The following is a 22186-nucleotide window of genomic DNA, read 5'->3' as shown; positions in this document are numbered from 1 at the left end:
GGGGTGGGCGGGGTCCGGTCCTCCCCCACCGTGAACACCTCGTCCTGGGAGGGTCGATGGTCGTGGAGCACGAGGACGATCTGGCGGGGCTGGACGCCTATTGGCGGGCGGCGAACTATCTGTCGGTCGGGCAGATCTATCTGTTGGACAATCCGTTGTTGCGGGAGCCGTTGGCTCCTGAGCACATCAAGCCGCGGTTGTTGGGGCATTGGGGTACGACGCCGGGGTTGAACTTCTGTTATGCGCATCTGAACCGGGTGATCCGGCGGCGTGATCTGAACATGATCTATGTGATGGGTCCGGGTCATGGTGGGCCGGCGGCGGTGGCCAACGCGTGGTTGGAGGGCACCTATAGCGAGGTGTACCGGGAGGTGACGTGGGACGAGGAGGGGATGCGGCGGTTGTTCCGTCGGTTCTCGTTTCCCGGTGGGATCCCTTCGCATGTGGCGCCTGAGACGCCGGGGTCGATCCATGAGGGTGGGGAGCTGGGGTATTCGTTGGCGCACGCGTTCGGGGCGGTGTTGGACAACCCCGATCTGGTGGTGGCGTGTGTGGTGGGTGATGGTGAGGCCGAGACGGGGCCGTTGGCGGCGTCGTGGCATTCGAACAAGTTCTTGGATCCGGTGGGCGATGGGGCGGTGTTGCCGATCCTGCATTTGAACGGGTACAAGATCGCCAATCCGACGGTGTTGGCGCGGATCGGTGAGGAGGAGCTGCTCAAGCAGTTGGAGGGGTTCGGGTATCGGCCGTTGGTGGTGTCGGGGTCGGATCCTGAGGTGATGCATCGGCGGATGGCGTCGGTGTTGGACGAGGCGTTGGAGGAGATCGCGCGGATTCAGCGGGAGGCGCGTGAGGGTGGTGTGGGGGGTCGGCCGGTGTGGCCGATGGTGGTGTTGCGTTCGCCCAAGGGGTGGACGGGTCCGGTGGAGGTGGACGGGCTGGCGGTGGAGGGGACGTGGCGGTCCCATCAGGTGCCGTTGGCGGGGGTGCGGTCGAATCCGGAGCATCTGCGGCTGTTGGAGGGGTGGATGCGCTCCTATGGTCCGGAGGGGTTGTTCGACGCTCAGGGCGCGCCGGTGGAGGGGTTGCGGGCGTTGGCGCCGCGGGGTGGTCGGCGGATGAGCGCGAATCCGCACGCCAATGGCGGGTTGTTGTTGCGGCCGTTGGTGTTGCCGGATTTTCGGGACTACGCGGTGGAGTTCGAGGGGCACGGGGTGCGGTCGAGTGAGGCCACGCGTGTGTTGGGCGGGTTTCTACGGGACGTGGTGCGGGCCAATCCGGATCGTTTTCGGATCGTGGGGCCGGATGAGACGGCGTCGAATCGGTTGTCGGCGGTGTACGAGGCGACGGACAAGGTGTGGCGGGGTCGGTTGGAGCCGGGTGATGAGCATCTGGGGCCTCGGGGTCGGGTGATGGAGGTGCTGAGTGAGCATCTGTGTCAGGGCTGGTTGGAGGGGTATCTGCTGACGGGTCGGCATGGGTTGTTCGACTGCTATGAGGCGTTCGTGCACATTGTGGATTCGATGTTCAATCAGCATGCGAAGTGGTTGAAGGTGACGCGGGGGTTGGAGTGGCGGGCTCCGATCGCGTCGTTGAACTATCTGTTGTCGTCGCATGTGTGGCGGCAGGATCACAATGGGTTCACGCATCAGGATCCGGGGTTCTTGGATGTGGTGTTGAACAAGCCGGCGGAGTTGGTGCGGGTGTATCTGCCGCCGGACGCGAACACGTTGTTGTCGGTGGCCGATCATTGTCTGCGTTCGCGTGACTATGTGAACGTGGTGGTGGCGGGTAAGCAGCCGGCGTTGGACTATCTGCCGATGGACGAGGCGGTGGCGCACTGTACGCGGGGTATCGGGATCTGGGAGTGGGCCGGTACCGATGGTGGTGTGGAGCCGGATGTGGTGTTGGCGTGCGCGGGTGATGTGCCGACGTTGGAGACGTTGGCGGCGGTGGATCTGTTGCGGTGTCATTTCCCGGAGTTGCGGGTGCGGGTGGTGAACGTGGTGGATCTGATGCGGTTGTTGCCGGCGGGTGAGCATCCGCATGGGTTGCCCGAGGCCGAGTACGAGGCGTTGTTCACGACGCGGCGTCCGGTGATCTTCGCTTTTCACGGGTATCCGTGGCTGGTGCATCGGTTGACGTATCGGCGTCGGGGTCACGAGAACCTGCATGTGCGGGGGTTCAAGGAGCGGGGTACCACGACGACGCCGTTCGACATGGTGATGTTGAACGATCTGGATCGGTTCCATCTGGTGATCGATGTGATCGATCGGGTTCCGGGGTTGGCGGAGCGGGCGGCGCATGTGCGTCAGCGGATGGTGGACGAGCGGTTGTGGGCGCGGGCCTATACGCGGGAGTTCGGGGAGGATCCGGGGTCGGTGCGGGAGTGGGTGTGGCCGTACTGATGCGGGTTCTGGTGGTGAACGCGGGGTCCAGCAGTGTGAAGTTGAGTGTGGTGGGCTCCGATGGGGTGGTGGAGTGGTCGGAGTCGGTGCCGGTGGAGGCCGGTGTGTGGGATGAGCGTCGGGTGGAGCGGGCGCTGGCCGGTGCGGGGCGTGTGGACGCGGTGGGTCATCGTGTGGTGCACGGGGGTGGGGAGTTCACGGCTCCGGTGAGGTTGGAGGGGTGGGTGGTGGAGCGGTTGCGGGAGTTGGGGTCGTTGGCGCCGTTGCATCAGTCCAAGTCGTTGGCGGGGATCGAGGTGGTGGGGCGGGTGTTGCCGGGGGTGCCGGCGGTGGCGTGTTTCGATACGGCGTTTCACGCGTCGTTGCCGGTGGAGGCGTCGACGTATGCGGTGCCCGAGGAGTGGCGGGCGCGGTGGGGGGTGCGTCGGTTCGGTTTTCATGGGCTTTCGCATGCTTATGCGTCGCGGCGGGTGCGTGAGTGGTCGGGTGCGGAGCGGGTGGTGGTGGCGCATTTGGGGGCGGGTGCGTCGTTGGCGGCGGTGCGGGCCGGTCGGTCGGTGGATACCACGATGGGGTTCACGCCGTTGGAGGGGTTGGTGATGGCGACGCGTTCGGGGAGTGTGGATCCGGGGTTGGTGTTGTGGTTGCAGCAGCACGCGGGGGTGGGGGTGGATCGGATCGCGTGGGTGTTGGAGCACGAGTCGGGGTTGTCGGCGTTGGCGGGGTCGGCGGATATGCGGCGGGTGTTGGAGGCGGAGCGAAGGGGTGAGGCGCGGGCGGTGAGGGCGGTGGGGGTGTATCTGCATCGGTTGCGTGGGGCGGTGGCGTCGATGGTGGCGTCGTTGGGTGGTGTGGACGCGTTGGTGTTCACCGGTGGGGTCGGTGAGGGTTCGTCTCAGGTGCGGGGGCGGTGTGCGGAGGGGTTGGGTTTTCTGGGTGTGGGGGTGGATGAGGTGGCCAACGCCGGGTTGGTGGGTGAGGGTGAGATTTCGGCGGTGGGGGCCGAGGTGAGGTGTTGGGTGGTGCTGGCGCGGGAGGATGTGGAGATCGTGCGGGGGGTGCGTGCGGTGTTGGGGTGAGCGCGGTGGTGGTGCGTGTGGGGTTCGGCCTTGGGGTCGGGCCCTTTTCTTTGTGGTGCCCGTGGGGTCGGGGTGGGGTGGGCAGGGGGCAGGATATGGGGTATGAGTGGCGATGCTGTGGTGGTGGAGCTGGCGATCGAGCGGTATCTGGTGGCGCGGCGGGCGGCCAAGCCCTCTCCGCATACGGTGGCGGCCTATCGGCGGGATCTGGTGGGTGTGGCGGGGTGTGCGGCGCGGGTGTTGGGTGTGGATCCGGGTGGGGTGGTGTTGTCGGATCTGACGTCGCGGGTGTTGCGGGAGGCGTTCGCGGATTTCGGTGAGGAGCGGGCGGCGTCGAGTGTGGTGCGGGCCTGGTCGACGTGGAACGGGTTCTTCGGGTTCTGGGTGGCCGAGCAGGTGGTGGCGGGCAATCCGATGTCGGCGGTGCCGCGGCCTCGGGTGCGGCCTTCGACGCCTAAGCCGTTGATGGGTGAGGATACGCCGGAGCGGTTGTTGGAGGCGTTGGCGCGGGGTGCGCGTCGGGCGCGGGATCCGTGGCCGGAGCGGGATCTGGCGGTGTTGGCGTTGGCTTTGTTGACGGGGATGCGGTCGGCGGAGATGTTGTCGTTGCGGGTGGATTCGTTGGGTGGGCGTTCGGGTGAGCGGCGGATCCGGGTGGTGGGTAAGGGCGGCGGTGAGCGGGTGTTGCCGATCGAGGTGCCGTTGGAGGTGTTGTTGGAGGGGTATTTGGAGTCGCGTCGGGTGCGGTTCGGGGTGGTGCGGGGTGGGGATCCGTTGTTGGTGGACAACCGGGGTGAGGGGTTGCGTCGGGGTGGGTTGCAGTATCTGGTGAAGCAGTGTTATCGGCATGCGGGTGTGCATGATCGGGTGGCGCGGGGGACGTTGGTGCATGCTCTGCGGCATACGTTCGCGACGCGGTTGGCCGAGGATGGGGCGTCGGTCACCGAGATCATGCATTTGTTGGGGCATGCGTCGGTGACGTCGTCGCAGGCCTATATCGAGGTGACGGCGCGGGCGCAGCGGGAGGCGGCGGGTTCGAATCGGACCTATGGGGTGTTGCGTCGGTTGGCGGGGTCGGAGTCGCCGGTGGAGGGGGGTTGAGGGGGTGGGGGTGGTGGCTACTCTGTTGGCGTGAGCCAGTCGAGTTTTGTTGTGTCCAGCGTCAATGTCAATGGTCTGCGCGCGGCGTCGCGTAAGGAGCCGGGGTTCGTTTCGTGGTTGGCGGCCACGGACGCGGATGTGGTGTGTTTGCAGGAGACGCGTGCGGAGGCGGACCAGTTGCCGGCGCATGTGGTGGCGCCCGAGGGTTGGCGTGTGGTGTTGTGTCCGGCGGCGGCGAAGGGTCGTGCGGGGGTGGCGATCTATGCGCGGCGTGAGCCGGACGCGGTGCGGGTGGGTTTTCCGGGGACGGAGTTCGAGGACGCGGGTCGGTATGTGGAGGCCGATCTGGGTGGGGTGACGGTGGCGAGTCTGTATCTGCCTTCGGGTGAGGTGGGGACCGAGCGTCAGGAGGAGAAGGAGCGGTTCCTGGAGATGTTCCTGCCGTATCTGGTGAAGCGTCGCGCTCAGGTGGAGGGTGCGGGGCGGGAGTTGGTGGTGTGCGGGGATTGGAACATCGCGCACACGGAGGCGGATTTGAAGAACTGGCGTGGTAATCGGAGGAATTCGGGGTTCTTGCCCGAGGAGCGGGCGTGGTTGTCGCGGGTCTTCGATGAGGCCGGTTATGTGGATGTGGTGCGGTCGTTGTATCCGGGGCAGGAGGGGCCGTATTCGTGGTGGTCCTATCGTGGGCGGGCCTTCGATAACGACACGGGGTGGCGGATCGACTATCAGGTGGCCACGCCGGGGTTGGCGGCGCGGGCGGTCGAGGGTGGTGTGGAGCGGTATCGGGATCGTGAGAGTCGTTGGTCCGACCATGCTCCGGTGACGGTGCGTTATCGGGTGGAAGGGTGAGGGGTCGGGGTATGGACGTGCCGATCGTGTTGGTGCACGGGTTGCGGTTGTCGTCGAGTATGTGGCGGCCGCAGGTGGAGTTGTTGCGGGCTCAGGGGCGTACGGTGGTGACGCCGGATCTGCCGGGGCATGGTTCGCGGCGGGGTGAGGAGTTCTCGCTGGGGCGTGCGGTGGACAGTGTGTTGGCGGCGATCGATCAGGTGGGTGGTCGGGCGTTGTTGACGGGGTTGAGTCTGGGCGGGTTCGTGTCGATCGCGGTGGCGGGTGCGGCGCCGGGTCGGGTGGCGGGGTTGGTGGCGGCCAGTTGTACGGCCAAGCCGGCGCAGTCGTTGGCTCAGGTGTATCGGATTCCGGCGGTGTTGATGGATCGGTTGCCGGATCGGGGTGCGGCGGTCAATGAGCGTTTTCATCGGTTGACGTTGCGTGATGGTGCGGCCGAGGCGGTGTTGGACGGCGGGTTGGCGGTGGAGGCGGCGACGTCGGTGATCGATGAGATCTCGAATATGGACGCGATCGCGTCGTTGTCGGCGTATGAGGGTCCGGTGTGGTTGATCAATGGGGCGCGGGATCATTTCCGGATCCATGAGAAGCATTTCTTCGACGCGTGCGCGGATGGCCGGTTGGTGAACGTGCCTCGGGCGGGGCACATGGTGAGTTTGGATCAGCCGGTGAATTTCGCGCGGATCGTGGGTGATGCCGCTGATGTGGTGTCGGTGCGTGAGGGGCGTGCGGCGTTGGAGGCTCAGGCGGAGGCTGAGGCGGGTGGGGCTTCGTTGGAGGCCGATGGGGTGTGACCTCGTGTAGGGGTGTGTGCTCTTTGGGGGTGGTGGGGCCGGTGGGGTCCCGCCACCCCCTTTTTTTTGTGTGGTTTCAGGTGCGGGGGGCGGGGTCGGGGTCGCTTGTGTGGCGGGGTCGGGGTGGGGCGATGGTGGCGGCGGGTCGGGGTCGGGCGGGCATGCGGAAGAAGATCATGGGGTTGTGGAGGGATTCGCGGACGGGGGTGTCCAGGCCGAGTTCGGTTTTGAGGTCGTTGAGCATCTGGTGGTGGTGGGGTGCGCGGGCGGCTGAGGCGGTGAAGTAGTCGGTGGTGTTGTTGGTGAGCCATTTGAGGACGACGGCGCCTTCGGTGAAGGGCAGGGCGTAGCGCTGGTGGAAGACGTCGTGGACGCTGATGGGGATGTGGGCGGGCAGGGTGGGCAGGAGGTGGTGGATGTACCAGCGGGCGAACCAGCCGTTGTGGGCGGCGTCGATGAACAGGTAGTCGGTGTGGGAGGGCATGTGGGCGATCTTGGCGCGGACGTCGCCTTTGGTGAAGGTCCAGCGGTCTTGGGCCAGGTGTTCGGGGACGTGGCGGGGGGCGTGGTCGACGATGTCGAAGGAGTGCAGGTGGCCGGTGTCGTTGTCGCGTAGGGCGGACAGGATCCAGGAGGTGGACCAGCCGTAGTAGGTGCCGATCTCGACGACGTTGTGGGGGCGGTGGTGGCGTAGGAGGAGGTAGGTGATCTCGGCTTCGAGGTCGTCGAGTTGGGGGGTCATGGCGGGGTCGGCGTTGGCGTGTTGTTCGCGTTGTTGGTCGCGGACGCGGGCGAGGTCGTCTCGGTGGGTTCGGTACAGGTGGGTGATGAGGTCGAGGTCGATGGCCGGTGGCGTGGTCATGGTGGTCTCCCCCGCGGTGTGTGCGACCGTTCGATTGCCGAACGTAGCACTGTCGTGACTTTGTGTTGGGCGTGTCGTGGGGTGTGTCGTGGGCTCATGTGTGGTGGCGGGGGTGGATGAGTCCGGCGTCGTAGGCGGCGATGACGGCTTGGGTGCGGTCGCGGACGCCGAGTTTGGTGAGGGTGTGGGAGACGTGGGTCTTGATGGTCTGGACGCCCAGGTGGAGGTGGGTGGCGATCTCGGCGTTGGTGAGGCCTTGGGCGATGAGGGTGAGGGTCTGGGCTTCGCGTTCGGTGAGGGTGGCCACGGCGCGGGCGGCGGGGGTGGGTGCGTGGTGGGGGGTTCGGGTGGCGGCGAGGGTGCGCAGGGTGGTGGGGAACAGGAGGGTGTCGCCGCGGTGGACGATGCGGATGGCGGCGAGGATGTCCTCGGGCGGGGTGCGTTTGAGGAGGAAGCCTTGGGCTCCGGCGCGTAGGGCGTCCCAGACGTGGTCGTCGTTGTCGAAGGTGGTGATGACGATGACGCGGGGTGGGCGGGGGGTGCGTTGGAGGGTGTGGGTGGCCTGGATGCCGTCGAGGCCGGGCATGCGCACGTCCATGAGGACGATGTGGGGTCGGGTGCGTTCGACGAGGTCGGGGACGTCGGCTCCGTCGGCGGCCTGGCCGGTGACCTCCATGTCGGGTTCGGCGTCGATGAGGGCGGCCAGGCCGGTGCGGATGAGGTGTTCGTCGTCGATGAGGTTGATCCGGATCATCGGGTGTCTTTCCAGGTCAGGTGGAGTGTGGTGGTCCATTGGTCGTGGTGGGGGCCGTGGGTGAGGGTGGCGCCGATCAGGTGGGCGCGTTCGCGCATGCCGTGGAGTCCGTGTCCTCCGCGGGTGGGGTGGCGTCGTCGGGGTCGGTGGGGTGTGGGCAGGGGGTTGGTGAGTGTGAGGGTGAGTGAGGTGGGGGTGGTTTTGAGGGTGAGGGTGAGGGGTTGGTGGGGTGCGTGGCGTAGGGCGTTGGTGAGGGCTTCTTGGGTGATGCGGTAGGTCTCGCGGGAGAGCAGGGTGGGGATGTGGTCGAGGGGTCCGTCGATGTGGCTGGTCAGGTCGGTTCCGGTGTGGCGGGTGGCCTGGGTCAGGTGGGGTAGGTGGGTCAGGTCGGGGGGTGGGGTGCGTGGGGTGGGGGTGTCCTGGCGTAGGAGTCCGAGGGCGTGGTCGAGGTCGGCGGTGGCGGTGCGGGCGGTGTCGGCGATGTGGGTGAGGGCTTGGCGGGCGAAGTCGGGGTCGGTGTCCAGGAGGCGGGCGGCGGTGGCGGCTTGGAGGGTGACCACGGACAGGGCGTGGCCGAGGCCGTCGTGGAGTTCGCGGGCCAGGCGGTTGCGTTCGGCGAGGCGGTGGGCGTGGGCTTGGGCCGCGGCGAGTCGGTCGGTGGGGGTGGGGCCGAGGAGGTGGGGTGCGATTTTGGTGAGGAGTCGGCCGGTGAGGGCGATGGTGTGGATGAGTGCGAGGAGCCAGAGCAGGGCCAGGGGTGGGCCCAGGTAGGGGTGGGTGGGGGTGAGGGGGGTGGCGGTGCCGTGGTCGAGGGGGGCCAGGGTCAGGAGGGCGGCTTCGGTGAGGGCGACCATGGTGGCGACGCAGGCGAGGAGGCCGATGGTGAGGTGGAGGTGGAGCCAGAGGGTGGGGCGTAGGCGGCCGCTGGTGGGGGTGGTGTCGTGGAGGATGCCCAGGGCGTGGGCGAGGTGGTGTTGTCCGGTGCGGGTGGCGGGGATGAGGGCGGTGGCGGTGATGAGGGTGAGGCCGATGGCCAGGGCGAGGGTGAGGGTGAGTCCGGTGGGGGTGGGTGGGGTGGTGGTGTCGGTGATGAGGGAGGCCAGGACGAGGGAGGCCATGAGGTAGGGGGTGGCCAGGGCGCCGCCGATGATGAGGTGGGCCCAGTGTCGGTAGGTGCGCGGGCTGGTCAGGGCGCCCAGGGGTGGGATGGGGGCGGTCATGGTGTGGATGGTGGCATGTTCGGGTGGGGTGTGGGGGTTCGGTGTGGGGTTTAGGGTGGTGTGACCCCCCGTGCGGATGTGTTGCGCCGAGTCACGTTTGTTGATTTCTGGTCTGTGGCGCACCCCTTTGTGAAGTGTGACCGATCTTTCGTCCTATGGTGGGGCTCGTGACAGGCAGTGAGACGTCGCCCGGTGAGGCGGCACAGAAGAAGGACGGGTCGGGGCTGGCGCACGGGTTGCGCCGCCGGCACATGACGTTGATCGCGATCGGCGGTTCGGTGGGTGCCGGGCTGTTCGTGGGTTCGGGCGCGGTGATCCAGACCGCGGGGCCGGCGGCGGTGTTGTCCTACGCGTTGGCGGGCGCCCTGGTGTTCTTGACCCTGCGGGCCTTGGGCGAGATGGTCGTGTCGGTTCCGGCCGGTGGGAGTTTCTCCGACTACGCGCGGTTGGCGTTCGGGCCCAGGGCGGGTTTCGCCATCGGGTGGGTCTATTGGTGGATGTACGCGGTGTTGGTGGCGGCCGAGTCGGTGGCCGGGGCCACGATCCTGGCCCAGTGGGTGGATCTGCCCGGTTGGGTTTTGGCGTTGACGGTTCTGTTGGCGATGACGGTGGCCAATTTGATCTCGGTGCGGGTCTTCGCTGAGACGGAGTCGTTGTTCTCGCTGATCAAGGTCGCCACGATCGTGGCGTTCTTGCTGGTGGGCGGCTTGTACGCGTTGGGTCTGTGGAGTGGTTCGCAAGGGTCGACGGTGTCGAACCTGTGGGATCTGGGCGGGTTCGCCCCCAATGGCTGGGTCGCGGTGTTGGGTGCCACGGTGGTGGTGTTGTTCGCCTTCGGTGGGGTGGAGATCATCACGATCGCGGCGGGTGAGAGTTCCGAGCCCGAGCGGGGGGTGGCCTCGGCGGTCACCAACGTGCTGTGGCGGATCGGGTTGTTCTACGTGGCCTCCATCCTGGTGGTGGTGATGGTGGTGCCGTGGAACTCCTCCGATCTGGATCGGAGTCCGTTCGTGGTGGTCATGGAGACGGTGGGTATCCCGGGCGCGGCGTTGATCATGGAGATCGTGGTGTTGATCGCGGTGTTGAGCGTGTTGAACGCCGCGATGTACACCTCGTCGCGGATGTTGTTCATGCTCACCCGTCAGGGTGACGCTCCGGCGGTGTTGCGGGGCACGAATCGGCGTGGTGTGCCGGTGCGGGCGATCCTGTTGGGCACCGTGGTGGGGTACGCGGCGGTGGTCGCCGACTATGTGGCGCCGGGCCAGGTGTTCCATTTCCTGGTGGCCTCGATCGGCGCGATCCTGTTGGTGTTGTTCTTGACGATCTGCGCTTCGCAGTTGGTGGTGGGTGCGCGGGTGCGTCGTCGGGCGCCGGAGCGGTTGACGTTGCGGATGTGGGCGTTCCCGTATCTGACGTGGGCGACGTTGTTGGGTCTGGTGGGGATCTTCGTGGCGATGGCGACGTTGCCGCAGCATCGTGAGGCGCTGTGGGCGTCGGTGGGTGCCGTGGTGGTGGCGTTGGTGGCCTATGAGGGGCGTCGTCGTTGGGGTCGGAGCGCGCCGAGTCGTTTGGTGTTGGGTGTGCGTGAGCGTGCCACGCCCGAGGAGTTGGAGCGGATCGCGGGTAAGGGGGGCTCCTCCCCCGCCGGTGGGTGAGTCGTTCGTGGTGTTCGGTGGCGTCGTGTCCGGTGCGGGTGCGGCGCCACCGGTGTGTGGTATCACCGGCGCGGTACACCCTTTTGTGGTGGTTTGTCTAGGTGGTGTCGATGGTGCCGAAGCGGGGTTTTGTCGCTAGGGTGCTGCGCAACCCTTGAGAGGAGCACCCCCGTGCGACATTTCGTCGGCTTCCTGTCGGGCCTGATCCTTGGTCCGGTCCTGTTGTTGTTGACCGGCTGGGCCTTCTCCCACCTGCGCGGTCTGCACGCGGTCGGTACCGCCGTGCTTCAGGGCACCGGTCCGGTCGCCCTGGCCGGTCTGGTGGGCGTGGGATTGTTGGTGGCCCTGGTCGCGGTCCCCCCGCGGCTGACCCCGATGCTGCCCTTCGGTGCCGCCCTGGTCCTGGGCGGTCTGAGCGCCGTGGCCCTGACCCGTATGCATCTGGTGGAGCGTCTGCCGGTGCTGCCCGGGAGCGAGGGCGCCCTGGTGCTGTTGCCCCTGGGCGTGTTCGTGCCCTTGGCGTTGCTGTTGGCGGCGCCGGTGTTCGTGGGCGGGCGTTGGGTCCGTGACGATGACGAGGGGCCCACCAAAGAGGAGTACTTCGACGGCCTCTATGAGGACGATGATGAAGAGGAGCGTTCGGCGCGCGCCGAGCCGGTGCCCGCGCGCTCCGCTGCCCGACATCGGGCGCGGGACTGACCCGTCGGGGCGGCCCCGTTCTCGGACCGTGAGGTCCGGGGGCGGGGCCGTCTCGTGTGTTCGGGGGGCTTCAGCGCCAGGCGGGTCCCCAGCCGCTGCTCTGGGAGACGCCCTTGGGCAGGGGCGGCAGTGAGGGGCCGGTGTCGGCGGTGGGCGAGGGGGTGGCCCGGGTGCCGTCGGGGGGTGTGGCGTCGGGGTCCGGGGCGGGTTCGGGTCGGTGCGGGTCGGTGGGGGGTTCGAGTGTGGCCGGGGCGGTGGGGGGCGTGGTCGCCTCCTCCTCGTCCTGGTGGGTGGTGGGCGGGTTCTCGGCGGGGGCGACCCGGCTCCACCATCGGTGGGCCTCCTCGGCGCTCAGTTCCGATTCGACCTCCAGCCAGCCGCGGACCTGGGGGTGGCGTCGTCCGGCCTTCCAGGAGCGGGGGTGGGTGGGGGTCTCCAGGATCAGGACGTGTTCGCCGTCGATGGTGGGGATCTCCGCGGGCAGGCCTTCGTTCCATACCCAGGAGCCGTCGTGGGCGACCAGGTTCCACCAGCCGTGTACGAGGTCGGCTTCGGGATCGACGGGGGCGTGGCGGTAGGAGGCGCTCCAGCGCGGGTCGGGGGTGTGTCCGGCCAGGCCTTGGCCGTGGGGGCCGATGAGGGCGTCGGCGAGCAGGGTGTGGAGTTGGAGGTTGTCGCCGATGCCGTCGAACAGGACGCGGAAGCCGCGTTCGGAGGCTCGGTCCAGGACCAGGGCGGAGGTGGCCTCGGCCATGCGCAGCAGGGTGCGGATCTGGTCGAATTCGGTGAGCAGGTCGCTGAGCTGGTTGGTGATGGCGACCAGTTCGGCGTGCAGGGAGGGGTCGCGGCGGATGTGGGCGCGGACCTCGGAGTGGGCGAGCATGGTCTTGGCGGCCAGGCCGTGGCGTTGGATGGTCCACCAGCACATGGTGGCGGCGGGGGCGTCGGGGCCCAGGTCGGCGGCCACGCGGGTCTCGGCGTCGGCGGTGACGGCCTCGGGGGCGGGTGGGGTGCCGCCTCCGGTGCGTTCCCAGGCGCGGGCGAAGGCGATGGCGCCCTTGCCCATGGTGCGCAGTAGGTGGAGGATCTCGATTCCGGCGGGTCCGGGGTCGGTGCCGGTCTCGACGAGGGCTCCGGCGATCACGGCCAGGTCGGCGACGATGCCGGGGGCGGCGTGGTCGGTGGCCAGGAGGGGGGCCAGGGCCTCCAGGGCCAGTTCGCGTTCGGCGACGGGGATCTGTGGGGCCAGGAGGTAGACCTTGTGGACGGCCGGTGGGAACTGGTGGGGGTCTGTGGCGACGGAGGCGTCGATCAGTGCTTGGAACGCTGCGCGAAACTCGTCGACCATAGGTCCGTCCCCTTTCTCACGCGACCAACCTAATGCCTCATCAGGGCAGGTTCGCACGTTAACGGGCTATATCGGGTGTTGCGGGTGTGTTTGTTGGTGTTTCGAGATGAGGTCGGTCGGGCCGGTGAAGGGGGGTCACAGGCCCAGTCGGGTGACCGCGTTGTCCTCGAGCGGGTTGGCGGTGCGGATGTAGTCGTGCACCGTGCCCGGGTTGGTCCATCGGCCCTGGCGCATGATCTCGCGGTCCGCGGCCCCGCCCAGGGCGGCCTGGGTGGCGAACCCGGCGCGCAGGGAGTGGCCGCCGAAGTCGTCGGGGTCCAGGCCCGCGCGTTGAGCGTAGCGTTTGACCAGGTCACCGATGGCGCGGGGGGACATGGAGCGTTCGGCGACGCGTCCGTGTCGGTCCACCGAGGGCAGTAGTGGGCGTCCGGTGCCGTCGGCCGGGGTGAGGCGTTCCAGCCCGGAGCAGGAGTGCGCTCCGGTGGGCGGGGTGGGGGGCGTGTGCTCCAGGTGGTTGCGCAGGGCGTGGGCGCCGTGGTCGCGCAGCAGCTCGATCAGACGCGTCCAGTCGGTCAGGGCGCAGATCGGGCAGGTGGCGCGGTGGCGGCCGCGCGGGAGGGCGACCTGTTGGTTCTTGCGGCCCTCCTGGTCGGTCTTGGTGGTGTGCAGGGACACCACCAGGGTGGGGGCGCCGTCGACGGGGTCCTTGACCAGGGTCAGGTCGTCGAAGGTCAGGGCGGCCAGTTCGGAGCGGCGTAGCGCTCCGGCGAAGCCGGTCAGCAGTAGGACGGCGTCGCGTCGGCGGGCCACTCCCCCGGGGTGTCCGTCCTGGGGGCGTACCGCGAGCAGGGCCTCCAGGGTCGAGAGCAGGACGGGGGCCTTGCGGCGGGGGCGGGCCTTGTGGGTGCGGCGGATTCCGCGCAGGGTCATGCGCACCACTTCGGCGCGGGTGGGCGAGTCCAGGCCGTGGGCGCCGTGGACGGCGGCGATGGCGGCGGCGCGTCGTTCCAGGGTGGAGGGGGCCAGGGGGCGTCCGGTCCCCTCTCCGTTCTGGGCGCATGCGGCCAGGTAGACGGCCACGTCCACGGGGTCGGCCGGTAGCGAGGTGCGGCCTTCGGTCAGGCACCAGGCGCCGAAGGCGGTCCAGTCGGCGCGGTAGGCACGCAGGGTGGCCGGTGATTGGGCGTTGGCCAGGAAGCGGCCCAGGAGTCGGGCCTGTTCGGTGTCGAAGCGTTCGCGGACCCGTTCCAGGGCGCGGGTGTCGACCAGGACGTTGTGGTCCAGATGACTCAGGCGGCTGCGTACGGGGACCGGGAGCGGGCTGTCGGTGTCGGTGGTGTCCACGGGGTCCATTGTGGCCTGGGGCGGGTCGGGGCGCGTGAAGGCGTGCGGGTGGGTCGGGGCGCTCAGCCGAACAGGTGGGCGATGACGGCGTCCCAGAGTTCGTTGGGCGGGGCGACCAGCAGTAGGAGGGTCACCGACAGGGCCAGGGCCACACCGAAGGCGATGGCGGCCATGCGTCGGCGTAGCGCCAGGGCGCACACGGTGCCCAGGGCGGGGACGCCCCAGGCGAAGACCAGGAGCCAGATGAGGGCGTTGCCGATGGAGCGCATGGTCCGGTCGGTGTGTTCGGCGATCACCTCTTGTGCGGTCTGGGGGTCCTCCAGGCGCGGGTCCATGGGGTCCACGCCGGTGTCCAGGCCGGCGAAGAGCAGCGCGGCCAGGGCCAGGGGGGTGCCCAGGGCCCACAGGATCCACAGCAGGACCCACAGCGCGGTCACTCTGCGGTCGGGTGGTGAGGCGATCACCGCCGGGGTGCGTTTGAGCGGCCGCTTGTCGGGTGTGGTGCCCGGGGCCACACGGCCGGCCTCGGTGGGCGCGGGTGTGGTCCGGGCGCGGTCCTGGCGGGTGCGGCGGCTCTTGCGTTTCTTGGGTGACACGCCCGGGAGCCTACCCGGCCGAGCGCAGGAGGTGGATAACCACCACGAACACCACGGGCCACAGGAGTAGGGCCAGGGACCACAGGGCGGCGCGGCGGTCGCCGGCGACGGTGGCCACGGCGGCGGCCAGGAAGGGGATGCCGACGGCGGCGCCGAAGGCGAGGGTGAACCATTCGGCGGCCGAGCCGGCGTGGGAGTCGGCGTCCAATCCCATCAGGTATCCGAAGGGGCCCGCGGCCAGGGCGAACAGGGCCAGGAGGCACAGGACGACGCGGATACCGGTGGGGTGGCGGGTGTTGCGGCCGCCGCCGGGGGCGGAGGGACGTTCAGACACGGGGGCCGTGGGGCCTTTCGACGAATACGGGTGGTGGGCCGGATCGTTGGGGCGCGGCGGGGTGCGCCGCGCGGGTGTCGTGGCGCACACCAGAACGAGGTCCCGTTCGTGGGGCGGGACGGCGTGGTGTGCCACGTAAAACGTACTCCACCGGGCAGGTGTCCGAAACCGTGGAGCGGGGTGTCCTCAAGTGTGGTTCCAGGGGCGGGCGTGGTGGGTCAGTCCGGTGAAGGAGGCCAGGAGGCGGAGTTCGTCCACGGTGCGGGGCGCGGTGGTGAGCAGGTCGGGCGAGTAGACGACCAGGGCCAGGAGTTGGGCGCGGGAGAGGGCGACGTTGAGTCGGTTGCGGTCCAGGACGAAGGAGGGGCCTCGGCTGGTCTCGGCGGCGTTGGAGACGGTCATGGAGCAGATGACGGCGGCGGCCTCCTGGCCTTGGAAGCGGTCGACGGTGCCCACGCGTACGCCTTCGAGGGCGGGGTGGTCCTGGGCGGCGTGGGCCAGGGCCTGGCGCAGGGAGCGCACTTGGAGGTTGTAGGGGGCCACGACGAGGATGTCGGCGCCGGTGAGGGGGCGTGGGTCCTGGTCGGGGTCGAGGGTGAGGTGTTCCTCGGTCAGGCGTAGTGCGGCGGCCACGACCGCCTCGACCTCTTCGGGGCTGTGGGTGGTGCGGCCGGTGTGGTGGACGGGGTGGGCGTACACGCCCGCCTCCAGGTGGTGGAGGCGGCGTCGGGCGGTGGTGGGGTGGGCTTGGAGTCGGCCTTGGTAGGACAGGGTGGAGACGGGGGCGCACACGTTCGGGTGCATGCGTCGGGTCTGGTCGAGGAAGTAGCCCAGGGCGGGGTCGATGATGGCCTGGCCGTCCATGAGGTGTTGCAGGGCCGAGGCGTCGGCGCCGTCGGTGTGCACTCCTTGGACGACCTGGGGCAGTTGGCGGGGGTCGCCGAGCAGGACGAGGTCGTGGGCGGAGGCGGACACGGCCAGGGTATCGGCGAGGGCGAACTGGCCGGCCTCGTCGATGATCATCACGTCCAGGGGGTCGGCGATGGTGTCGGCGCCGGACATGCCCCAGGCGGTGCCGCCGATGAGGACGGGCTGTCCTTGGGCGGCGCGTTTGGTGCGCCAGTTGGCCAGGACCTGTTGGCTCGAGGGCTGGTACCAGGGGGCGTCGGGGTCCTTCTTGCCGCCGCGGGGGCGTTTGGCGGCCTCGATGGCCAGGCCTTGTTCGTTCGCGGCGCGCAGGGCGGCGCTCATGACGTTCTCGACGGCCTTGTGGCCGGTGGAGCAGACGCCGACGCTGCGGCCCTTGGCGATCAGGTGGGTGATCAGGCGTGCGGCCAGGTAGGTCTTGCCGGCTCCGGGTGGGCCTTGGACGGCGAGGTAGGAGTGGTCGAGGCGGTCCACGGCGGTGATGGCGGCGTCGATGAGGTCGTCGTGGTGGGCGGGGTCGGGCAGGGGGCCCGGGGGGTCCAGGCGGGGCGGGGTGCGGCGTAGGACGTCCAGGCCGGCGTGGTGGGGCCAGTCGGGCAGGGTGTGGGCGGCGGTGTGGGCGACCGTCTCCAGGGCGCCGTCCTTGGGTTTGGGGTCGACCGGGGAGCCGGGCAGGACGGCGATGGGGGCGCTGGAGGTGATCTGTTCGGGTGGGGCGGTCTCGATGAGGGTGAGGGCGTCGGGTTCGGCCTTGAGGACCTTGGCGGGGCGGGTGGTGGCGCTCTGTCCGGGGGCGGCCGGGTGCAGTAGGTGGACGCTCTCGCCGGTGGTGAAGGGGTTGGGGTGGGCGCGGTCCAGGCGCATGGCGACCTCGCGGCGGGCGTTGCGGCGTTTGCCGGTGGGGTGTTCCCACTCCCCCACGTGGGCCTGCCAAGGGACGGCGCAGTTGCCGTCGGTCTCCAGTTCGTGCAGGGGTGCGTTGGAGCGTTGGAAGTGTTCGCGCCAGGGCGGGCTGTTCTCGCGCCGGTAGTAGCCGACCAGGGCGGCCAGGGTGGCGCGGGGGTGGTCGGCGTCGGTGCGCTGTTCGGGTTGTTCGGGCACGCCGTCGAGGAGGGGTTCGGTCAGGGCGGCGTGGCGGGCGTCCCTTTCGGCGCGTTTGCGGGCGCGTTCGGCCTCTTCCTCGGTGATCTCGATCTGGAGGAGGGGGCGTGTGGTGATGCCCTGGTCGGCGCGGTGGCCTTCCAGCCAGTCGCGTAGGCGTGCGGTGGAGTGGCAGTCGTCGCGATTGTAGGCGGCGATGTCGTCCAGGACGCGGGCGGCGGTGTCGGTGTCGCCGTCCTGGTGGGCGCGCAGGTAGGCGGCGTAGGCGTCGATGCTGGAGGCGGCGGTGGTGACGCCTCCGTCGCGGGCGGTGTCCAGGTAGAGGGGTTCGAGGTACTTGATGGAGTAGGAGCGTTGGGATACGCGCAGGCTCTTGCGGACCACGGTGTACAGGTCGATGAGCCGGTTCTGGCGTAGGAGCCGGTCGACCTCCTCTTCGCGGGTGGCGTAGGCGGAGCTGAGGTGTTTGAGCCGGTCCACCTCGTAGGAGGCGTAGTGGTAGATGTGGGCGCCCTCGTCCGTGTCGATGCGGGCGGTGACGAAGTCGACGAAGTCCTCCAGGGCCTTCTTCTCCTGGGCGCGGTCGTGGGCCCAGAAGGTGTGGAAGGTCTCGTGTCCGTCGGGGTCCTCGGTGGTGGCGCCGAAGAGGTATTCGAGGCCGCGTCCGTCCTGGTGGGAGTGGTAGGGGTAGCCCTCCATGTCGAAGAAGACGTCGCCGGTGGAGGGGGCGGGCAGGGAGGCGAGTCCGTCGGGTGAGAACACTTCGGCGCTGACCCGCCCTTGGGGGTCGTGGGCGGTGCGGGTGGTGTCCTGGCGGACCTGGAGGGCGGCCTGGGCGCGGAGTTGTTCGAAGGAGCGTCGGGGCAGGGTGGTGGGGCGGTCCTGGTCGGGGACGCGGGCCAGGGCGTCGATGGTGGTGATGCCGGCGTCGGTGAGTTTGGCGGCCTGGTCGGTGCGCAGGCCGGCGACCAGGGACAGGTGGCGGGCGGCGACGCGGCCTTGGGAGCACCAGGTGGTGTAGCCGCAGCCGTCGCAGGCGGGTCGGGGTTCGCCCCAGGTGGGGGTGGGCAGGGCGGGTTCGCGTGCCAGGCGTTCCAGGAGGCGGGTGGTGATGGTGGCCAGGATGGGGGTGAATTCGGCGGTGGGCAGGGTGCGGGTGTGCCGGTCGCCGGTGATCAGGTGCATGTTGTGGGGGGTGTGGCCGGACAGGGTGGCGACGGCGTCGGCGTAGGCGGCGAGTTGGACGACGGCGGCGGGTCCGGGGTCGCGGGCGAGTTTGGTGTCCCAGGGTTCGTAGGTGGCGGGCCCGGTGTGGTCGGGTCGGGGTTCGCCGGTGGCGGGGTCCAGGTCGGAGCGGATGAGGAAGTCGGCGCGTCCGTGGAAGGCGACCCGGTCGGTGAGGGGGTGGTGGAAGCTGGCCTGGTAGATGACGGGGACGCGGGCGTCCATGGCGCGGGCGGTGGCGTGCGCGGCCTCGGCCAGGGAGTGGTCGTCGGGGGCGGGGTCGTCGATGGTGGTGACGTCGCCGAACAGGTCGGTGAGGCGGTCGAGTTCGTCGGTCTCGTGGGTGTGGCCGTGGTGGGCGACGAGGGGGTCGACGGGTTCGGGGCGGGGGGCTCCGGGCAGGTGTGCGGCCAGGGCGGTCTTGAGGGCGCTGCGGTGGTCGCATTCGAGGGTGTCGACCAGGTCGGTGGGTGAGACGACCCATCCGGTCGTGGTGCGGAACAAGGTCCGGGCTCCCCTGGGTTCGGTTGTGGTGGCGTACGGGGGTCGTGCCACGTGGGGGTGGCGTCGCGGCTCTCACCTGCGGTGGGGGTGGGGCCTTGGGCGGGATTGTACGCGTCGAGGGGCCCGGGGGTGGTGGTTCTGGGCGGGGGTGGCGGGAAACGACGCGCGCCCCGGACCGTGGTGGTCCGGGGCGCGCGTGGTGGAGCGGTGGCAGGGGCGGGTGTCAGCCCACGACCTCCCAGTCGACGGTGCCGACGCCGGCTCCGGTGCCGATGATCTCGTCGAAGGCGGCCGTGGACAGGTCCAGGCAGCGTCCGGAGATGTAGGGTCCGCGGTCGTTGATGCGGACCGTCACCGACTTGCCGTTGGAGGGGTTGGTGACCCGCACCATGGTGTCGAAGGGCAGGGTCTTGTGGGCGGCCGTCATGCCGTAGGTGTCGAAGGTCTCTCCGTTGGCGGTGGTGGCTCCGTGGAAGCCGTCGCCGTAGAAGGAGGCCTGGCAGGTGCCGCCCTCGCCGGTGCCCTGTCCGCCGCCGGAGGAGGCGGAGGTGTCCGAGCCGCCGGTGTCGGTGGACTCGGTGCTCTGGGTCTCGGGTTCGGGGTCGGGCTCTTCCCGGATGGCCGGGCCCGAGGCGCTCTGGCTGGTGGTGGCCTGGGCGCGGGCCTGTTCGGCGCGTTCCAGGAGTTCGGGGTCGCGTTCGGTGTCGCCCTCGGCGGCCACGAGCGGGTCGGGCTGGGCCTGGGGGATGGTCACCGTGCTGGTGGCGTCGCCCGGGTCCGCGCCGGAGACGATGACGGCGGTCGCGGCGCCGCCGCCCACGACCAGGGTCAGTCCGGCGGCCGAGGCCACGATCATCGCGCGTTTGCGGCGCGAGCGTTTTGCGGCGCGGCGGGGGCCCAGGGGTGTCTCGGCCGGGCCTGTGGCGGCGGCGAGGTCGTCCATGGGGTCGTCCACCGGTGGGTTCTGGGGCTCGTGTTTGCCCACAACGCAGTCCTTCGAACGGGAACAGGGCAGGGCGGCCGCCTCCTGGCGCGTGTCCCCTTCGGGGGGTCGAAGGGTGTCGACGCTCCTGGGGGTGCGGGGTCCACGGGTGTGGGCCGGGCACGGGCGGAGCCGGGACCGCCGGCGTTTGGCGTTGCACGGGGTCTGGGCGCAGAGCTTAGGGGTAACGCGAGAGTAACGGTACCGGAAAGAGGGGGTTTGTGGAACTTATCACCCGGTGGGCGTGCGTCGCGGGGGGAGATGGCCGTTGAACAGGGACTTCGCCGGATCGGGGAGTTCTCGGCCGTCGAGTTCGGCCACGGCGCGGGACAGGGAGGGGTTGTCCAGGTGGCCTCCGACGGTGCGGATCATGTCGGCCATGGTGGGCAGGAGTGGGGCTCCGAGGGCGGTGACGGCGTAGCGGGTGGCCACGGCGGGGGTGCGTGAGGCGCCGGCCCAGCAGTGCAGGAGGACGCGTCGGCCTTGGGCGCGCAGGTCGGTGACGGCCGCGGCGGCCTCGTTCAGGGTGAAGTGGAGGTTGGCGTTGGCGGCGGAGGAGTCGTGCAGCCAGAAGCGGAGCCAGTCGTGGTGGGGCAGGTGGGGCGCGTCGTCGGGGTGGGTGCGGCACAGGGAGACGACCGTGTCCACTGCGTGGGGGTTGTTTCTGAGGTATTCCATGTCGCCGAGCAGGACGTGGGGGTCCAGGGGGTGGGGGACGGCGAAGGAGGGGAAGGTGTGTCCGTCCTCGCTGTTCAGGGGCGCGAGCGGCCAGCGCTCTTCGTCGGGGGTGGGGCCGGCCAGGCGTAGCGCCTCGGTGGTGGGGGTGTGGGGGTCGGTGTGCGCGCCGATGCCGCGCAGGGCCCGGGCGGGCAGGGCGGAGGCGCCCCAGAGCGCTCCGGCCAGCGCCCCGGTGTAGAGGGCGGTGGGCAGGTCGTGGGCGTGGTGGGCGGCGCGGACGGCCTGGACGAGGTGGTCGCAGGCGAAGAAGCCGTGAGCGGGGTCGTGCGGGGGGGGGGGTGTGCGGGTCAGGGCCTTCCAGGAGGCGCCGCGCGGGTCGTGGTGGGGGGCGTCGTCGAGTTCGGGGAGGTGTTCGGGCGGGGTTCCGGTGCGGGCCAGGGCTCGTAGGGCCCGGACCCAGGCCCGGTCGGTGGGGTCGGTGGGCGGGTGGGGTGTCTCCTCTCTGGTGGTGAGTTCCTCCAGGGCGGCGTGGGTGAGCCGTTCCAGGGCGGGGGGCGGGTGTGGTTTCGCGTGGGGGGCCTCCAGGGCGGCCGCGGCGGGTGCGCCCAGTAGGGCTCCGACGGCGCGGTCGTGGCGGGGGCGTTCGTGGGGGCGTGGGGTCATGGGTGCTCCTGGGTGCGGGGTGGGTCCGAGGGGGTCTCTACCCGGTGGTGGTGAGGAGGGCACACGGGTCGCCTTTTGTGGTCAAGCGTGTACATATCGTGGTGGTGTGCTGTGGACAGGCAGGGTCGGGTCGGTGAGGATGTGGAGGATGGTCACCTTCGATCTTTCTCCTTCGGCGCGTGCCCTGGCCGCTCTGTCGGCTCTGGCTGTGGGGGACGCCTTCGGTTCTCGGCTGGCCGACCCCGACCATGGGGGTTCGATCCCCGATCGGATCCCGCCCTGGGGCCCATGGCGGTGGAGCGACGACACCGAGATGGCGGCGTCGGTCCACGCCGAGGTGGTGCGCGGCCAGGGGGTGGACCCGGACCGGTTGGCCGCCTCCTTCGTGCGTCGTCACGACTCCGGGCGTGGCTATGGGGCCGGGACCGAACGTCTGTTGCGTGAGGCCGCCGGGGGCCGTGAGCTGCGTGAGGCGGCGGCGCGGGCCTTCGACGGCGCCGGTTCGTGGGGCAACGGGGCGGCGATGCGGGTGGCGCCGTTGGGCGCCTACTTCGCCGACGATCTGGAGCGGGTGGTGGAGCAGGCGCGGGTGAGCGCGCGTGTCACCCACACCCACCCCGAGGCGGTGGAGGGCGCGGTGGCGGTCGCGGTGGCCGCGGCTCTGATGGCCCGACACGAGTGGTGGGGGCCGGGCCGGTTCCTGGACCGGGTGGCCGAGGCGCTCGAGCCGGGCCCGGTGCGCGAGGGTGTGCGCGACGCGCGTGCGTTGCTGGTCTCCTCCGACCCGTTGGGCGCGGCCACGGAGTTGGGGTCGGGGGCATCGGCGCGGGCGGTGGACACGGTGCCCTTCGCGTTGTGGGTGGTGGCCCGCTATCGGGGCGGGCTCGAGTCGGCGTTGTGGGCGACGGTGGCGCCGGGCGGGGACATGGACACCACGTGCGCGATCGTGGCGGGGGTGCTGGGGGCGGGTTCCTCGGGCGCTCCGGCCTCGCGTGAGTGGTCCTCTCGGGTGGAGGCGTTGCCGTCCTGGGCCCTGGCCGGTGAGGGCGTGGGGCTCTAGG

At 69.9% G+C, this 22186-nt stretch carries 18 protein-coding genes; 8 read left to right on the top strand and 10 right to left on the bottom strand.

The genetic code is table 11. From position 1 onward, the window contains the following. Positions 1 to 56: 56 nt before the first annotated feature. From U9J66_RS02815 to U9J66_RS02795, 5 genes are all read left to right on the top strand, one after another. Complete coding sequence (locus tag U9J66_RS02815; protein ID WP_326337401.1) at positions 57 to 2408, top strand: phosphoketolase family protein; 2352 nt, start codon at positions 57 to 59, stop codon at positions 2406 to 2408. Beyond that, positions 2408 to 3487 carry an acetate/propionate family kinase gene (locus U9J66_RS02810; protein ID WP_326337400.1) on the top strand — a complete coding sequence of 360 codons (1080 nt, stop codon included), beginning with the start codon at positions 2408 to 2410 and terminating at the stop codon, positions 3485 to 3487. Before U9J66_RS02815 ends, U9J66_RS02810 begins: the two co-directional genes overlap by 1 nt. 102 nt (positions 3488 to 3589) lie before the next feature. Further along, positions 3590 to 4588 carry a tyrosine-type recombinase/integrase gene (locus U9J66_RS02805; RefSeq protein WP_017534812.1) on the top strand — a complete coding sequence of 333 codons (999 nt, stop codon included), beginning with the start codon at positions 3590 to 3592 and terminating at the stop codon, positions 4586 to 4588. A gap of 30 nt (positions 4589 to 4618) precedes the next feature. After that, positions 4619 to 5440 (top strand): exodeoxyribonuclease III, encoded by an 822-nt coding sequence (locus U9J66_RS02800; protein ID WP_326336935.1) that lies wholly within the window; start codon positions 4619 to 4621, stop codon positions 5438 to 5440. An 11-nt stretch (positions 5441 to 5451) separates the two neighbouring features. After that, positions 5452 to 6234 (top strand): alpha/beta fold hydrolase, encoded by a 783-nt coding sequence (locus tag U9J66_RS02795; RefSeq protein WP_014911848.1) that lies wholly within the window; start codon positions 5452 to 5454, stop codon positions 6232 to 6234. Between the two features lie 76 nt (positions 6235 to 6310). Here the strand turns inward: U9J66_RS02795 and U9J66_RS02790 are convergent, their stop codons facing one another. The 3 genes from U9J66_RS02790 to U9J66_RS02780 all read right to left on the bottom strand — a co-directional run bounded on the left by U9J66_RS02790 (position 6311) and on the right by U9J66_RS02780 (position 9070). Further along, positions 6311 to 7096 (bottom strand): class I SAM-dependent methyltransferase, encoded by a 786-nt coding sequence (locus U9J66_RS02790; RefSeq protein ID WP_326336934.1) that lies wholly within the window; start codon positions 7094 to 7096, stop codon positions 6311 to 6313. Between the two features lie 94 nt (positions 7097 to 7190). Continuing rightward, on the bottom strand, positions 7191 to 7850 hold the full coding sequence (locus tag U9J66_RS02785) for a response regulator (RefSeq protein ID WP_017534815.1): 660 nt from the start codon (positions 7848 to 7850) through the stop codon (positions 7191 to 7193). Continuing rightward, positions 7847 to 9070 carry a sensor histidine kinase gene (locus U9J66_RS02780; RefSeq protein ID WP_161111973.1) on the bottom strand — a complete coding sequence of 408 codons (1224 nt, stop codon included), beginning with the start codon at positions 9068 to 9070 and terminating at the stop codon, positions 7847 to 7849. The genes U9J66_RS02785 and U9J66_RS02780 overlap by 4 nt, the downstream gene beginning before the upstream one ends. Positions 9071 to 9321: 251 nt before the next feature. Between U9J66_RS02780 and U9J66_RS02775 the strand changes: the two genes are divergently transcribed. Further along, complete coding sequence (locus tag U9J66_RS02775) at positions 9322 to 10725, top strand: amino acid permease (protein ID WP_042281648.1); 1404 nt, start codon at positions 9322 to 9324, stop codon at positions 10723 to 10725. Positions 10726 to 10896: 171 nt separating this feature from the next. Continuing rightward, the gene (locus U9J66_RS02770) at positions 10897 to 11424 is read left to right on the top strand and encodes a hypothetical protein (RefSeq protein WP_014910567.1); all 528 of its coding nucleotides are present in this window, start codon (positions 10897 to 10899) and stop codon (positions 11422 to 11424) included. Positions 11425 to 11494: 70 nt separating this feature from the next. On the opposite strand, the gene U9J66_RS02765 is transcribed toward U9J66_RS02770, so the two are convergent. The 7 genes from U9J66_RS02765 to U9J66_RS02735 all read right to left on the bottom strand — a co-directional run bounded on the left by U9J66_RS02765 (position 11495) and on the right by U9J66_RS02735 (position 21125). Then, complete coding sequence (locus tag U9J66_RS02765; protein WP_326336933.1) at positions 11495 to 12772, bottom strand: hypothetical protein; 1278 nt, start codon at positions 12770 to 12772, stop codon at positions 11495 to 11497. Between the two features lie 135 nt (positions 12773 to 12907). Then, positions 12908 to 14125 carry a site-specific integrase gene (locus tag U9J66_RS02760; protein ID WP_326336932.1) on the bottom strand — a complete coding sequence of 406 codons (1218 nt, stop codon included), beginning with the start codon at positions 14123 to 14125 and terminating at the stop codon, positions 12908 to 12910. Positions 14126 to 14178: 53 nt separating this feature from the next. Beyond that, on the bottom strand, positions 14179 to 14712 hold the full coding sequence (locus tag U9J66_RS02755; RefSeq protein ID WP_326336931.1) for a hypothetical protein: 534 nt from the start codon (positions 14710 to 14712) through the stop codon (positions 14179 to 14181). Positions 14713 to 14722: 10 nt separating this feature from the next. Next, positions 14723 to 15046 (bottom strand): hypothetical protein, encoded by a 324-nt coding sequence (locus U9J66_RS02750; RefSeq protein WP_014911955.1) that lies wholly within the window; start codon positions 15044 to 15046, stop codon positions 14723 to 14725. A 186-nt stretch (positions 15047 to 15232) separates the two neighbouring features. Then, the gene (locus U9J66_RS02745) at positions 15233 to 18802 is read right to left on the bottom strand and encodes a TM0106 family RecB-like putative nuclease (RefSeq protein ID WP_326336930.1); all 3570 of its coding nucleotides are present in this window, start codon (positions 18800 to 18802) and stop codon (positions 15233 to 15235) included. Between the two features lie 223 nt (positions 18803 to 19025). Beyond that, on the bottom strand, positions 19026 to 19787 hold the full coding sequence (locus U9J66_RS02740; RefSeq protein ID WP_017534821.1) for a septal ring lytic transglycosylase RlpA family protein: 762 nt from the start codon (positions 19785 to 19787) through the stop codon (positions 19026 to 19028). A gap of 228 nt (positions 19788 to 20015) precedes the next feature. Then, the gene (locus U9J66_RS02735; protein ID WP_326336929.1) at positions 20016 to 21125 is read right to left on the bottom strand and encodes a protein-tyrosine phosphatase family protein; all 1110 of its coding nucleotides are present in this window, start codon (positions 21123 to 21125) and stop codon (positions 20016 to 20018) included. A 148-nt stretch (positions 21126 to 21273) separates the two neighbouring features. Here U9J66_RS02735 and U9J66_RS02730 point away from each other — a divergent pair, with 148 nt between their 5' ends. Continuing rightward, positions 21274 to 22185 (top strand): ADP-ribosylglycohydrolase family protein, encoded by a 912-nt coding sequence (locus tag U9J66_RS02730; protein WP_042281639.1) that lies wholly within the window; start codon positions 21274 to 21276, stop codon positions 22183 to 22185. The last annotated feature ends 1 nt before the right edge of the window (position 22186 follow it).

It is taken from the genome of Nocardiopsis sp. LDBS1602, from assembly GCF_035818715.1.
Lineage (GTDB): Bacteria > Actinomycetota > Actinomycetes > Streptosporangiales > Streptosporangiaceae > Nocardiopsis > Nocardiopsis alba.
This window is presented reverse-complemented; position numbering and strand designations above follow the sequence as displayed.

What these genes read in the sequence shown, in the direction of transcription:
- U9J66_RS02760 (WP_326336932.1), bottom strand. Translation starts at nt 14,125, where the DNA reads ATGGACCCCGTGGACACCACCGACACCGACAGCCCGCTCCCGGTCCCC.
- U9J66_RS02735 (WP_326336929.1), bottom strand. Translation starts at nt 21,125, where the DNA reads ATGACCCCACGCCCCCACGAACGCCCCCGCCACGACCGCGCCGTCGGA.
- U9J66_RS02765 (WP_326336933.1), bottom strand. Translation starts at nt 12,772, where the DNA reads ATGGTCGACGAGTTTCGCGCAGCGTTCCAAGCACTGATCGACGCCTCC.
- U9J66_RS02730 (WP_042281639.1), top strand. Translation starts at nt 21,274, where the DNA reads ATGGTCACCTTCGATCTTTCTCCTTCGGCGCGTGCCCTGGCCGCTCTG.
- U9J66_RS02780 (WP_161111973.1), bottom strand. Translation starts at nt 9,070, where the DNA reads ATGACCGCCCCCATCCCACCCCTGGGCGCCCTGACCAGCCCGCGCACC.
- U9J66_RS02785 (WP_017534815.1), bottom strand. Translation starts at nt 7,850, where the DNA reads ATGATCCGGATCAACCTCATCGACGACGAACACCTCATCCGCACCGGC.
- U9J66_RS02775 (WP_042281648.1), top strand. Translation starts at nt 9,322, where the DNA reads ATGACGTTGATCGCGATCGGCGGTTCGGTGGGTGCCGGGCTGTTCGTG.
- U9J66_RS02805 (WP_017534812.1), top strand. Translation starts at nt 3,590, where the DNA reads ATGAGTGGCGATGCTGTGGTGGTGGAGCTGGCGATCGAGCGGTATCTG.
- U9J66_RS02795 (WP_014911848.1), top strand. Translation starts at nt 5,452, where the DNA reads ATGGACGTGCCGATCGTGTTGGTGCACGGGTTGCGGTTGTCGTCGAGT.
- U9J66_RS02810 (WP_326337400.1), top strand. Translation starts at nt 2,408, where the DNA reads ATGCGGGTTCTGGTGGTGAACGCGGGGTCCAGCAGTGTGAAGTTGAGT.
- U9J66_RS02815 (WP_326337401.1), top strand. Translation starts at nt 57, where the DNA reads ATGGTCGTGGAGCACGAGGACGATCTGGCGGGGCTGGACGCCTATTGG.
- U9J66_RS02790 (WP_326336934.1), bottom strand. Translation starts at nt 7,096, where the DNA reads ATGACCACGCCACCGGCCATCGACCTCGACCTCATCACCCACCTGTAC.